The following is a 12,610-nucleotide window of genomic DNA, read 5'->3' as shown; positions in this document are numbered from 1 at the left end:
GCACGCCCATGGCGCGCAGCTGCGCGGCGAGCCGCACCTGCGCCGGCGGCTCCACGCCAGCGGCCGCCCACAGCTCCGGGCGGCCGCCAAGCTCCGCCGGCGTCGCGCTCGCGGCCAAGCGGCCCTCCCGCAGCAGCAGCACGCGATCGGCGACCGGCAGCAGCAGCTCCGCGTCATGCGTCGCCACGACGACGCCGCCCGGGAGCTCGCGCTTCCACGCCAGCAGCGCCTGCGCCAGCTCCTGCGCCGCATGCGGATCAAGCGCCGCCGTCGGCTCGTCGAGCAGCAGCCAGCGCGGCTGCGTCGCCCACACCGTCGCCAGCGCAACACGGCGCTTCTCCCCGCCGCTCAGCGTAAGCGGCGAGCGCCCCTTCACCTCGCGGGGCAGCCCAAAGCGCTCAAGCGCGGCGTCCGTCCGCCGCTCCGCTTCCTCCCGCGGCAGCTTCAAATACCGGAGCGAGTAGTCAAACTCGCCCTGAACCGTCGCCGCAAACAGCTGCTGCTCCGGCGCCTGAAACACCATGCTTACCCCGTGCAGCACCTTCGGGTTCAGCCTATTCCCCTTATGAAGCGGTGTTCCGTCCACAACCACCTCACCGCTCTGCGGCAGCTCCAAACCGCCAAGAACATCCAGCAGCGTCGATTTTCCCGCTCCCGAACGGCCGATGACAAGAGTAATTTCACCTTCGCAAAGCATACAGGACACATCATCCAGCCGGTTTTTTCCCTGATAAGCGGTTCCGCTAACCGAAATCCCGGATACTTTTATCGGCATAATCCGGCCACCGCCTTTTCCCACTGCTCAATTACCACCGGACGCAGCGGCAGCTCAGCTCCTCCACGCAGCAAGTGGTGAACCATTTCAACCAAATATGGAGGTTGAAACCCAAGCATGCAGCAGGGCGCAGCCTCCGGCTTCCCTACATGAGCCCCATAAAAAAACGCTTCCGCCGCCCCATCGAACCGAACCCTTCCCCGCTCAAGCGCGATAACCCGGTCGGCATAACCCGCCTCATCCAACGCATGTGTCGCCCAAATCACCGTTCTTCCCGCATCACGCAGACGAAGCGCAGCATGCAGCACATCGGCACGCGCCGACGAATCCAGCATCGCCGTCGGCTCGTCAAACACAATGATCCGCGCATCTACCGCAAGCGCCGATGCCATACTTACAAGCTGTTTTTGCCCTCCGGAGAGCTCGTCAATCGGACGGTTCCGCTCCCGCTGCAGTCCCACCAATTCCAGCGCCGCATTCGCCTTTTCCTCAAGCAGATCACCCGCTAGCCCGCGCAGCTCCAAGCTGAAGCAGACGTCCTCGTACGGCGTCCCTCCGATGATCTGCGCATCCGGATTTTGCAAGGCCATGTATACATCCACGCCCGTCCTCAGCTCCGCTCCTCCGAAGCTCACATTTCCCTTGGAAAGCGGGCATAAACCGGCGATAACCTGCAGCAGCGTGCTTTTTCCGCTTCCGTTCGCCCCGACCAGCACTGTAAAGCTGCCTTCCTCTATATCAACATTAACATGTTCCAACACGGTTTCGATGCCCTCGGCGGTTTGCAAACGCACCGCTGCATCCTCTATTTTCAAAACACGCTTCAACAATTCAGTGCCCCTTCCTAACGGAAACCAGCCTTTTTACGCCTCTACTCTTCATAAAAATAGAGAAGCCCCCGCCAGTACTATTTTCCTATAAGTTCGTTCATGGTATCATAGATTCCTGCGAAATCATCTGGAAATGGGGAGAATTATGAGTAAAACTAAATCAGCTTGGACCGTGCGGGGCATCGTATTCAGCGCCATGTTCAGTGCCCTTATGGTTGCCATGAGCTTTATGCAGATTCATCTTGGCTTTACGCCGGTGCCGATTACACTGGAGACGATGGCCATTATGCTGGCCGGAGGGATCCTGGGTGCAGCGTATGGATTTCTAAGTATTTTTACCGTCGTCTTTCTCGTCTTCCTTGGTCTGCCCCTGCTTCACGGACAAGGCGGACTTCCACTTGTGACCGGTCCGACGGGCGGCTTCATCTGGATGTTTCCGATAAGTGCCCTGCTGGTCGGGTGGACCGTCAGCCGGATTAAAGGCACTGGAACTGCTGCCTTTATCAAAATTTTTCTTGCCATCGAGATATTCGGCAGCCTGCTGCTTTATATTACCGGGGTTCCTTGGCTTGCCCATAAGGTCCAGGTGTCATTTTCCAAAGCAATGTTGATGGGCTGTACACCGTATCTTATCCCTGATGCCCTTAAAGCGCTTGCCGCCACAGCCGTAGTCATCGCGGTCCGGAAAGCATTTCCCGCTTGGAGCGCCGCCGGCAGCTCAAGGCCTAACGTTGTAGCCGACAACAATCAGACTCTATCTAGATAATCACCGCGTAAAACAAAAATGACCCGCACCCCGTCTTTGATATTCTCCTCCTTGCAGGAAACAGTTTTATTAATTCAACTGTCTGCCGCAAGGGGAGCATATCATTCCGCCCAGGTCGGGTCATTTTACGTATCCAATTGCCTGCCCCACAACGTGTGCCAGCAGGGTATCCGCCAAGTTTTGCTGAAAGCTAAGTATCCATCCCGATGGCATCCCACGCCTCATCGCGGTGTCCGATCAGCCAGAAAAGACCTCTGCGGCGCTCCACAACGATACTCTCCTGCATTTCTGCAGCCGCCGCTCTGCCATGGATCCGGTCATTCACACAAGCCCAATGCATCCGGTAAACGAGGTCGGCCTGCTCCAAAATTTCCTCCGCGCTGCGCATCGTCGTCTGCTCATAAAATTCCGTAAAAGACTCGCATTCCGATACAGTCTTTATCGCATACAAGCTGTCGCAGGTCTCTGACGGAAAATCAAGCGTCTCTACAAGCCCCAGTGCCCAAAGCAGCACCCACTGCGCTTCGTACTGCCACGCAATTTGAACGGCTTCGTGCCGGTCCGGCTCTTCGGCCGCCAAAAATTCGCGCTCCTGCTCTGTCAAAGCATCCTCTACACCGTATTTGTCCAGCAGCCCCAAAACAAAGTCCTTGGACGCCTCAATATCCTCATCTTGAGCAACATCACAAGCATATTGGATGACGATCAGCGAAGCCACCGCACGGCGCGCAGCTTCCTCCTGACTTCTCAGACGGATATTTTCCACTGCAGGCAATTGTGGTAATGCTGCATTAACCGGAATTCCTTTCTCCTGTAAAAAGGCTTCCGTATTCCGTTTCCGCGCATCCCCCTCGGAGCTTTGCAGCTCTTCGCCCCTTACCTTCTTTGTACAGGCCGTTGGAGTGAAGTTCGAAGCTCCTGAGCTTCCATCCGGATACACGATAACCTCCCCGTCACTGCCGATTAACGTTCCGTTTGGAATAAAGCCGATCCCATTCACTTTAGCAAGCAGCTTATAAAACAGTTCCGCGTCGTTATCGCTGTATTCCTTCTCGGTCTGAATGGCGATCATCGTATTCAAGACGGAGATCTGCATCAGCACCTTCGTTTTAAGCTCTTCCTCTTCAAACGGAATACGATCGTAGAAATTCATCATACCCGGCATATTCCCGCTAAAATAATTCGGATCGGTTTCTTCGGTCTCTACCCGGATCGTCATGTTGTTTTTACCAAAAATCTTTTTGGAGCGCAGCAGGTATTCCCGGCCGCTTCGCGTAATTTTAAACCCTTTCTCAAACACGTCGATAATAAAGCCATCGATATCGTCCGTATCATTTCTCGAAGCAAAAATCGTAAAAAAACGCATTGTCCTTTCCCCTCCGACTAGTATTCCATTTCATAGCATTAGAGCAGCCCATCCCCTGCTTCAGGAATGGGCTGATTGGATATCTTATGAGTTCAATGTTTCATCATTCGTATTGGCTGGCGGCGGATTGTCCGACTTTTTCTTTTTGCGGATCCAACCCCACAAGCCTGCAATGACTGCTACGATGACTACACCGAATTTTTTCGCAAATGCAAGAATCAGTACCAGCAGGCCAGTTTTCTTGGCAATCGCCAGGCCAGCTCCTCCAAGAATAAGCGCGGATAAGCCGTATTCCGCTACCTTGTCCGTTGCTTCATTAAAGTCCGTGTACCTTTGGCCTTCGTTCACCTGCAGCTTGGACAAGATTTTTTCGCTCAGTACCTTTTTATCCGCTTCCCGATTTTGCGGGTCGGTTACGAGAATGACGGAGATGTTGCCCTGTCTGGTCAGAAGACGCGTATTGTAGTTCAGGAACGTCTCCTTCTTCTCGTCTTCAATCAACAAGGACCAAGTCAGATTATGCGTTTTCTCATCGTAGAAAGGTTCAATATCCCAGCCGGTTACAAAAAGCTTCTCACCCGGCTGACGGCTTTTGTTTTGCTCTTCCGTTCCCTGCTTATAGCTTTTCAGAAGCGCCTTTCCATCGATGTCTTCCTTTTCAGCGTCCTTGATGTGACCGGATTCCTCATATTCAAAAAAGACTGCCCAGGACTGGTTATCGTCGATCGGATAAATGCTGCCAATCTCTTGACCCGACACTGGCTCTCCCACATCTCTGCTCATTTTCTTCGTATTTTCACCATCAAGGAAAATAAATTCAGGATCGAGGTCGACGGTGGCGATGGAGCCGAGATTAACCTTTTGGCCCCCTTCGATCCAGTTGTATTGATTTCCTGCTGTTGCCGTAGCGGTCGCTGCTGCACTAAGCATAAGTCCCAGCGCTACGATCATGATCATAAAGCGTTTCATCTTAAAAAATGCCTCCAATGTGTCTGATATTCGCAAAATTTGAATTACCCGAATAAAACAATCTATCGCTCCCGAACTAGAATTTTCAAGTTTTCAAGGGATGAAATAAAACATCTTATTCCTGTAATAATTTTACTCAAATAGGTATATCACGGAGGAAAATTCCTTGTCAATACAATTACTTATTATGTTAATTTTTTCACGAAATAGGAAAACAGAACTAAAAACGAGATTTCCGTTAACCTACCCACTAACATAGACCTATAAAATCACCATGACTATTGGGTAGGTATAAAAGAGATTTCAATACGCTATTTCGCAATAGACCGTTAACAAATAAAAAAATCCGTTTCCCTTAAGAAACAGATTGCAATTGTGCTATTAGCTAAACTTTTCCCTTGAGGTGTACAAATAAGAAGCCGTAAGTGAAGCGCCGGGTATTGGGGTATATATTTTAGAGAAACGTAATCAAGCGGCTGCTAAAGGGATGTACTAGATTGTCTGTATCAAGGAAGAATAAAGTATTCCCTCTTGTGGCAGGGGTGAACTCAGTGATGATCATCCATTTCACGATATTTTAAACGAACTGTATGTGAAGCCAGTGCAGCTATTTGATTTCCATAGGCCCTAAGACCCTATTCAATCCATAACTCCATCAGATGATTCAAAATCACAGATCATCTCCCAATATAGCTTTTGGTAAAAATGTCCTATTAAGAAAATCATATATTCTCCAAGCTTCCTTGGCTAAAAATACAATAAACCCAGTACCAGCGCAGTAGTGCTGGGTTTCCATTTTACAAAAATCGGGTTCGTAGTTCCGATATTTTCTTTATGAATTCCCATTGATCCAACTTGAATAGTCCATCTCTACTCCACAGACACCTTGGTCGATGAGAAAAATTTACTAATGGCAAACGAACAGGCTCCCAGCACCGTTGATCGAACGCCCAGCTCCGAGAACTGCACCTCCAGCTGTGCGCGCGGATACGGTAGAGAGCGCCGCTCAACAACCTCCAGCAGCGGCTGCTTCAGCCACGCCTCCGCTTGCGCCAGCCGGCCTCCGATAATAATCGCTGGAGGGTTGAACGCATTGATGATGTTCACGATGCCGATTCCCAAATAACGCCCAAGCCGGTCAAACAGCGCAAGCGCCTTCGCATCGCCTTCCTCAGCCAGCCGGATAAGCTGATCCACCTTCATCCGAGGCTGTCCGTACACTTCCTTCGCCTCATCCAAAAGCGCCTTCTCCGACGCATAGAGCTCCCAGCAGCCCGCATTGCCGCAGCGGCACGGCTTTCCGTCATGCTGAATGGAGACATGCCCGATTTCCCCGGAAAAGCCGGACATTCCGCGATATAACTCTTCCTTTATAATAATGCCCGTTCCGATGCCCGCGCTGATGCTCACATAGACAAGGCTCGGCCATCGCGTTCCCGCTCCGAACTCTTTTTCCCCGACCGCCCCTGCATTCGCTTCATTATCGATAACGACCGGGATCCCGAACTCGTCCTCGAGCATTCGCTGCAGCGGCACATGTTCCCACCCGAGGTTCGGTGCGAACAGCACATTGCCTTCTTCGTCGGCAAAGCCGGGAATGCCGATGCCGATGCCAACGACGCCATACGCACTCTCCGGCACACGTTCGGCAAGCTCGCGGATACAGCGCGTCAGCTCGGCAATCAGCTCGTCACGAGGCGGGTTGTCGTGCTGAATTTTTACTTCATTAACAATTTCTCCGTTTAAATCCGTCATCACAGCGGTAATATAAGTAACGCCTAAATCGACGCCGATGGCATACCCAGCCGTCCGATTAAAAAGCAGCAGCATCGGCTTCCGGCCGCCGCGCGATTCGCCCGCACCGATCTCGTCGACAAGTCTGCTTTCGATTAGCTCGCTGACAAGGCTCGATACCGTCGCTTTCGTCAGCCCTGTTTTCTCGGCAATACTCGCCCGGGAGATCGGAGATTCATGGCGGATGAGCTCCATCACAATGGATTTATTGATTCGTTTCATTAGATGCAGATCGCCGGTTTGCTTCATAACGTGCCCCCACGCATTGTTGTTGTTCAAATAGTACCACGAAACGAAACAAAAAACACTAATCTTTGTTTGTTTAATCAATTTACAAACTTTCACCGGGATGTTATGATAAGTCCTGTAAGCGTTATTTCAACCGCTTCAAGATCTACTACCAAGCGTATCCACCCCATTATTTATAAAATCGGAGGGAATATCGATGAGTTATTTCGGCAACGTAGCACCTATCAAATTTGAAGGCAAGCAATCGACGAACCCGCTCGCATTCAAGTTTTACAACCCGAATGAAGTGATTCTTGGCAAAACAATGAGAGAGCATCTCCGCTTTGCTGTAGCTTACTGGCATGCGTTTACAGGCAGCGGCAGCGATCCGTTCGGAAGCGGCACTGCGATTCGCGACTGGGATAAGTTTTCCGGCATGGACTTGGCAAAAGCTCGCGTGGATGCATGCTTCGAGCTGCTGAACATTCTGGATGTCGACTACTTCTGCTTCCATGACCGCGATATCGCACCGGAAGGCGATACGCTGCAGGAAACCAACAAAAACCTCGACGAAATCGTTGCTTATATTAAGGAAAACATGAAATCCTCGGGCAAAAAGCTGCTGTGGAACACGGCGAACATGTTTACGAACCCTCGTTTCGTTCACGGCGCAGCTACAACCAACAATGCCGAGGTTTACGCTTATGCGGCGGCACAAGTAAAGAAGGCGCTTGAGCACGGCAAAGAGCTCGGCTCCGAAAACTATGTGTTCTGGGGCGGCCGCGAAGGCTACGAAACGCTCTTGAACACTGACATGGGCCTTGAGCTCGACAACCTGGCACGTTTCCTCCACATGGCTGTTGATTACGCGAAGGAAATCGGCTTTGACGCCCAATTCCTGATCGAGCCGAAGCCGAAGGAGCCGACGAAGCACCAGTACGATTTTGACGCGGCAACGACGCTTTCGTTCCTGCAAAAATACAACCTGCTGCCGCATTTCAAGCTGAACATCGAAGCGAACCATGCGACGCTGGCAGGCCATACCTTCGAGCATGAGCTGCGTGTTTCCCGCTTGAACGGCGTTCTTGGCTCCATCGATGCGAACCAAGGCGATATGCTGCTCGGCTGGGATACCGACGAGTTCCCGACCGACCTGTACTCGACAACGCTTGCGATGTACGAGATCCTGCAAAACGAAGGCGGCATCGGCCGCGGCGGCGTAAACTTCGACGCGAAGGTTCGCCGTACGTCCTTTGAAGCGATCGACGTCGTATACGCGCATATCGCGGGTATGGACGCGTTCGCAAGAGGCCTTCAGGTAGCTGCGAAGCTGCTCGAAGACCGCGTGCTGGAAAACATCATCGACGACCGCTACGCATCGTTCAAGAGCGGCATCGGCGCCGACATCGTATCCGGCAAAGCAAGCTTCAAGACGCTGGAAGCGTACGCGCTGCAAAACAACCCGATCGTCAACAAATCCGGCCGCCTCGAGAACATCAAGGGGATCGTGAATCAGTATTTGATCAACGTGTAAGGTGGTCTGAAGCATCACGCTTCCGTAAACCACAATAAGGACGTCACCCAATGGGATGACGTCCTTATTTTTTCCTTGAATATAAATTATCTCTTTCGCGTCAATCCGAAAAATATAAAATCACGCCTGCTATAAAACGATCCTATCGAAACTTTGCTCTTGAAGCATGCTCTCACGTTCTCACGGTAGACTACCTGATTTCCCCTGCCCCTCCCCGCGAAGCTTTTTGCCTAGAACAAGACTTAGCCCAAGAAACAAAACCGGCAGCGCGTAGCCGACCGTCACCGCAAAAGGCATCCAATAATCAGACAAGTACTGCATCGCCCGGTTATGATCGGCCACGATCCAATAGCTAAAACCGAAAAACAAGGCCCCTACAGGCAAGATCAACGGTCGAAAGCCCTTTTTCAAACCAACTACATATTGCAGCGTATTTGCCCCTAAAAGAAGACAGGTCATGATTTGGATTAGCGCTGAGGTCGCGAAAAAAATAATCATCAGCATCTCATAACGATGAATAAATATCCCGATTTCCGCACTACGGGCCATTTGCATGCATGAAATGATATACTGCGCTGTCATTTCCGGCGTGATGACACCTACCTCCAGAATCGAAAATACGAGCACCATTAATCCCGCGGAAATAACACCAAAAACCCCAGACCTTACCCAAACCTCCGGTTTTTTCACCCATGGCAGAACAAGCGCTGCCATGATAGTCGTTGCCGCCCAATCCGTGTCATTATGAAGGCTTGCTTTTAACGTTGGCCAAACCCCGCTTTGAAACACGGGCATCATTTCCCGAATATCAAACTGCTGATAAGAGCCCAACAAGATCAAAATATTTAAGATGATCAGCGAAAATACGCCCAAAAAAGCCATTCTACTGATAACCTCAAAGCCTTGATAAATCCCATACATTCCGACAAGGGTACCCAGCAGGACAAACAAGATCACCGGTGCCTCCGGTAAGAAATAATCCATCAAGTGATACACCAGCGTAATCATATAACCTGCATAAGCTCCCAAGAAAAAAATCATAAGCAGCAGAGCCAGCAGCTTTGCAGGCCACACCCCCAGCATCGCTTTGACTTGCTCTAAAATTGATTTATCCGGAGCGCGCCTTAGGACAAGAGCTGTTAGTGCGATCACGCCCGCCCCTTGCAGCGTTGCGAATACCGTTGCAATCCAAATGTCGCCGCCCACCTCTCGAGCCATAATCCCCTGGGTGACGCCAATGGCCTTCGCATAGATCATATTAATGATCAAAGCAACAAACATCCCGTTCGAGATTTGAATCATTGTCTCTGATCCTTTCCAGGTCTAGTCGGCTGCTTTAAGAGAACCGGACTTGTGATACTCGCTTGTACCTCGACTGTAATTTTCGCCTCTGGGAAAACCTCTTCCCAATCCTCCCCCAGCGTTTTCCATTCATAAGGAAACTTGTTTTCAAACACCTTGCCCAGCTCGAGAAAATCAACACGGTATTTCTTCTGCGCCTTTTCAATCATGGAATCCATTTCATCCTCTATTTCTGCGACTACCTGCTTCTCCAAGAAATCCATGATTTCCTCATTACTGAGCGGCGTCGGACAGCCTAGCTCCACCATATTCAACTGCGTATCGAGCTTCACCTGAAATTCGGGCCTGCCATTGCGGTACTGGGGGGTCACCTTAAAGTCCCCTTCCTTAAGTTCCAATGAGACCGGAGCTTTCGGCTCTCCCGGGCAGCCAAGCTCATATACTGCCGAATCTACGTTTCCCGTAAACCATAGCATGGCTCTGCTCTCCTTCGGAGTTAGCATCCCGACCATTTTATCCCTTTTGAAAATCGAAGTACCCGACAGCTCGATCTGTTTTTCCGTACCGAACTCACCCGGTTTTTTCCCGCTAACCGCTCGATCTTTTGTTTTCAGTCTCGCCAGCACAGGATGAGTCGATTTGCTCAAATATGCCGAAGCGAAGGTCCTCATATCGCTTCTCGGAGCCTCGGCTACAATTTCACTAAACCGAAATAGACGATCTATCGTGTCCCCGGACACTACCTCTAATCCCGACTGGAGAGCAATGAGTTCGCTTGTTTTTTCTGGGGTGGAAACAACCCAGGTCCGCATGCGCAGCTCGTGATTTCGCGTAAAGAAATCGATGATGTCCGTCACGCCCTGTTTGGCCACCTCTTCGTTAATAATAATTACTTTGTTATGGGCCCAAAACACACGCCGGGATGAAAAACGTGCCAAGTTGCGCATCGCTTCAAATAGGCTCCTGCCTTCTGATATCATTGTCCAAGCGGGTTCTCCTGTTCCGCCAGAGGGAGAGCCGCTTTGCCCTCTAGCGTCTGCAGGGCGAATGACCTGTGCCGTTACCCGAACCTGCCCCGGCTTCGTCCCAGGATCAATACCTACGGCAAGGACGAGCGCAAGCTCATTAATCTCCCGTTTCCCTGTGCAGCCGGATAGCAGTAAGAGAATCAACAGTCCATGAAGCAGTCTCAGTCTTTTCATGACTTCTCCGGTTTCGGCGGTTGCGGCTTCTGATTATCGCCTAGGCGAACCTTATCATCAGAAGCAAGGCTCGGCCTTTTCTTCATACTCCACCAGGGCATACGGAAAATAAGATCCTTATAGTCCGTAGGTTGAAAAGGCGTTGCCGGAGCCAAGTAGGGTTCCCCAAATGAACGTAAATGGATGACATGAATGGCAAGGACAGCGAACATTGCCGAAAACCCGAGAAGTCCGAGTGTCCCCGAAGCAATCAGCAGTGGAAATCGAAGCGTACGAATCGCAAAAGATCCCGCATAATTCGGTATGGCAAAAGAAGCGATACCAGTTATCGCAATAATAATAACCATGAACGGCGAAACGATCCCAGCGGTGACGGCCGCTTCTCCAATGACAAGAGAGCCGACGATGCTCACAGCCTGTCCGACCTGACGCGGCAAACGTAGTCCAGCCTCCCGCATCAGCTCGAAGGCAATTTCCATAACCAACGCTTCGATGAGCACTGGAAGCGGCACCACCTCTCGTCCCGCTGCAATGGAAAGGGCTAACTGCGTAGGAATCATCTCATGATGAAAGCTTGTAAGCATTACATATAAAGAAGGGAGTACCAGACTAATAAAGAAGGCCACGTACCGGATAAAGCGGAAGAAGGACCCGACCCAGTAACGGTTATAGTAATCATCGGACGCTTGCAGAAACTGCCAGAAGTATGTCGGTACAATAAGCACAAAAGGTGTATTATCCACCATGATAGCTGCCCGTCCTTCCAACAAGGATGCAGCCACTTTATCGGGTCTCTCGGTGCTTTGGATCGTAGGGAACGGCGAGAGCGGCGCATCATCGATAAATTCCTCGATATATCCACTTTCCAAAATAGCGTCAGTATTAATTCCTTTTAGTCGCGTTTTCACTTCATCCACAAGGCCCTCTTTTATAAGACCGTCTATATAAACAACATTGACATCGGTTTTTGAGAGCTTGCCAACCTTGAGAGCTTCGACCTGCAATCTAGGATCACGGATTCGTCTGCGTACTAGTGCAACATTGGTTTGAAGATCTTCCGTGAAACCATCACGGGGACCGCGTACGACCGGCTCACTCTGAGGCTCATCAACCGAGCGTTTAGCCCAGCCCATCGTACTTACGATAAAGCCTTCTTCGTAGCCCTCAACCAAAAGGATTGCACTGCCGGACAATAGGGCCACAATTCCTTTTTCAAAGGTTTGAAAGGTTTCTACTTTCGAGCTCTGAAGGAGGTGCCGTTGTAATGCCTCTGTCTGGAATAAAGGAAAAGTGCTTTTTAAATTGGCTCCCAGCAAGGTAAGCGGCTTGATCAACTCATTCGTAATGCGAGCTGGATCTACGAGCCCTTCCGTAAATAGTACGGCGGCACGCAGGTTTTTATCATGATGAAATACGAACTCCCTGCTGATAATGTCAGCGCTCTTTCCAATAATAGCGTGAACAGTCTTCAAGCTTTGATCAAAATCGAACATGACATGTTGTTTTAGCTTGACTTCTCTATCGTCCACTTTACGACCACCTCAGGGGATATTTTTCCCAGCCTAACCTATTTTTTATGCCCCTCTGAATAATGTCAGCTGACTGGAGAAAAAATGGTCATTGGTGGTGATAACAATGGCTTGGTTTTATCATTCGTGGCTATATGAAAATGTGCTGAATAACGTTTGGTTCGTAAGGCTGTTCGTCATTTTTGTCGTGACCTTCAACTTTTTAAGCTTCTTCATCTTTGGGCTCGTATTTTCAGGAAGAAAGATTCACATGGGGAAAAAGAAAACCGAAGCTAGGGAAAACCGAAGCTAGGCGCTGATTCATTTGCAAATAAG

10 protein-coding genes are annotated in these 12,610 nt (G+C 50.5%); 2 read left to right on the top strand and 8 right to left on the bottom strand.

Going from position 1 to position 12,610, the window contains the following annotated elements:
* Positions 1-775, bottom strand: a 775-nt coding sequence (locus GQS10_RS18435; protein WP_166244957.1) for an energy-coupling factor ABC transporter ATP-binding protein, incomplete at its 3' end; no start/stop codon positions are given.
* Positions 766-1,602, bottom strand: coding sequence for an energy-coupling factor ABC transporter ATP-binding protein (locus GQS10_RS18430; protein WP_166244955.1), 837 nt, complete (start codon positions 1,600-1,602; stop codon positions 766-768). The genes GQS10_RS18435 and GQS10_RS18430, both read right to left, overlap by 10 nt.
* Positions 1,603-1,750: 148 nt before the next feature.
* On the opposite strand from GQS10_RS18430, the gene GQS10_RS18425 reads away from it, so the two are divergent.
* Positions 1,751-2,371, top strand: a complete 621-nt coding sequence (locus GQS10_RS18425) for a biotin transporter BioY (RefSeq protein ID WP_166244953.1) — start codon at positions 1,751-1,753, stop codon at positions 2,369-2,371.
* 190 nt (positions 2,372-2,561) lie between these two features.
* Here GQS10_RS18425 and GQS10_RS18420 read toward each other — a convergent pair whose 3' ends face one another.
* From GQS10_RS18420 to GQS10_RS18410, 3 genes are all read right to left on the bottom strand, one after another.
* Positions 2,562-3,737, bottom strand: a complete 1,176-nt coding sequence (locus GQS10_RS18420; RefSeq protein WP_166244951.1) for a DUF4272 domain-containing protein — start codon at positions 3,735-3,737, stop codon at positions 2,562-2,564.
* An 84-nt stretch (positions 3,738-3,821) separates the two neighbouring features.
* Complete coding sequence (locus GQS10_RS18415; protein WP_166244949.1) at positions 3,822-4,706, bottom strand: DUF2167 domain-containing protein; 885 nt, start codon at positions 4,704-4,706, stop codon at positions 3,822-3,824.
* 870 nt (positions 4,707-5,576) lie between these two features.
* Entirely contained in the window at positions 5,577-6,749 is a 1,173-nt protein-coding gene (locus GQS10_RS18410; protein WP_166244947.1) for an ROK family transcriptional regulator, read from the bottom strand.
* Between the two features lie 196 nt (positions 6,750-6,945).
* Here GQS10_RS18410 and xylA point away from each other — a divergent pair, with 196 nt between their 5' ends.
* Positions 6,946-8,262: a xylose isomerase gene (gene xylA / locus GQS10_RS18405; RefSeq protein WP_166244945.1), complete on the top strand. Its 1,317-nt coding sequence runs from the start codon at positions 6,946-6,948 to the stop codon at positions 8,260-8,262.
* A 180-nt stretch (positions 8,263-8,442) separates the two neighbouring features.
* Here xylA and GQS10_RS18400 read toward each other — a convergent pair whose 3' ends face one another.
* From GQS10_RS18400 to GQS10_RS18390, 3 genes are read right to left on the bottom strand one after another with little or no spacing between them, the layout of a single operon-like run.
* Positions 8,443-9,564 carry a GerAB/ArcD/ProY family transporter gene (locus tag GQS10_RS18400; RefSeq protein WP_166244943.1) on the bottom strand — a complete coding sequence of 374 codons (1,122 nt, stop codon included), beginning with the start codon at positions 9,562-9,564 and terminating at the stop codon, positions 8,443-8,445.
* Positions 9,561-10,766, bottom strand: a complete 1,206-nt coding sequence (locus tag GQS10_RS18395) for a Ger(x)C family spore germination protein (RefSeq protein WP_166244941.1) — start codon at positions 10,764-10,766, stop codon at positions 9,561-9,563. Before GQS10_RS18395 ends, GQS10_RS18400 begins: the two co-directional genes overlap by 4 nt.
* Positions 10,763-12,295, bottom strand: coding sequence for a spore germination protein (locus tag GQS10_RS18390; RefSeq protein ID WP_341805095.1), 1,533 nt, complete (start codon positions 12,293-12,295; stop codon positions 10,763-10,765). The genes GQS10_RS18395 and GQS10_RS18390 overlap by 4 nt, the downstream gene beginning before the upstream one ends.
* Positions 12,296-12,610: the final 315 nt, after the last annotated feature.

The sequence above is a fragment of the Paenibacillus turpanensis genome (assembly GCF_011421635.1).
Taxonomy (GTDB): Bacteria; Bacillota; Bacilli; order Paenibacillales; family YIM-B00363; genus Paenibacillus_AK; species Paenibacillus_AK turpanensis.
Note: the sequence above shows the minus strand (reverse complement) of the source record. Positions and strands in the feature narration are given on the sequence as shown.

Excerpts from the sequence above, each read along its gene's own strand:
- GQS10_RS18425 (WP_166244953.1), top strand. The coding sequence starts at position 1,751 with ATGAGTAAAACTAAATCAGCTTGGACCGTGCGGGGCATCGTATTCAGC.
- GQS10_RS18420 (WP_166244951.1), bottom strand. The coding sequence starts at position 3,737 with ATGCGTTTTTTTACGATTTTTGCTTCGAGAAATGATACGGACGATATC.
- GQS10_RS18415 (WP_166244949.1), bottom strand. The coding sequence starts at position 4,706 with ATGAAACGCTTTATGATCATGATCGTAGCGCTGGGACTTATGCTTAGT.
- GQS10_RS18410 (WP_166244947.1), bottom strand. The coding sequence starts at position 6,749 with ATGAAGCAAACCGGCGATCTGCATCTAATGAAACGAATCAATAAATCC.
- xylA (WP_166244945.1), top strand. The coding sequence starts at position 6,946 with ATGAGTTATTTCGGCAACGTAGCACCTATCAAATTTGAAGGCAAGCAA.
- GQS10_RS18400 (WP_166244943.1), bottom strand. The coding sequence starts at position 9,564 with ATGATTCAAATCTCGAACGGGATGTTTGTTGCTTTGATCATTAATATG.
- GQS10_RS18395 (WP_166244941.1), bottom strand. The coding sequence starts at position 10,766 with ATGAAAAGACTGAGACTGCTTCATGGACTGTTGATTCTCTTACTGCTA.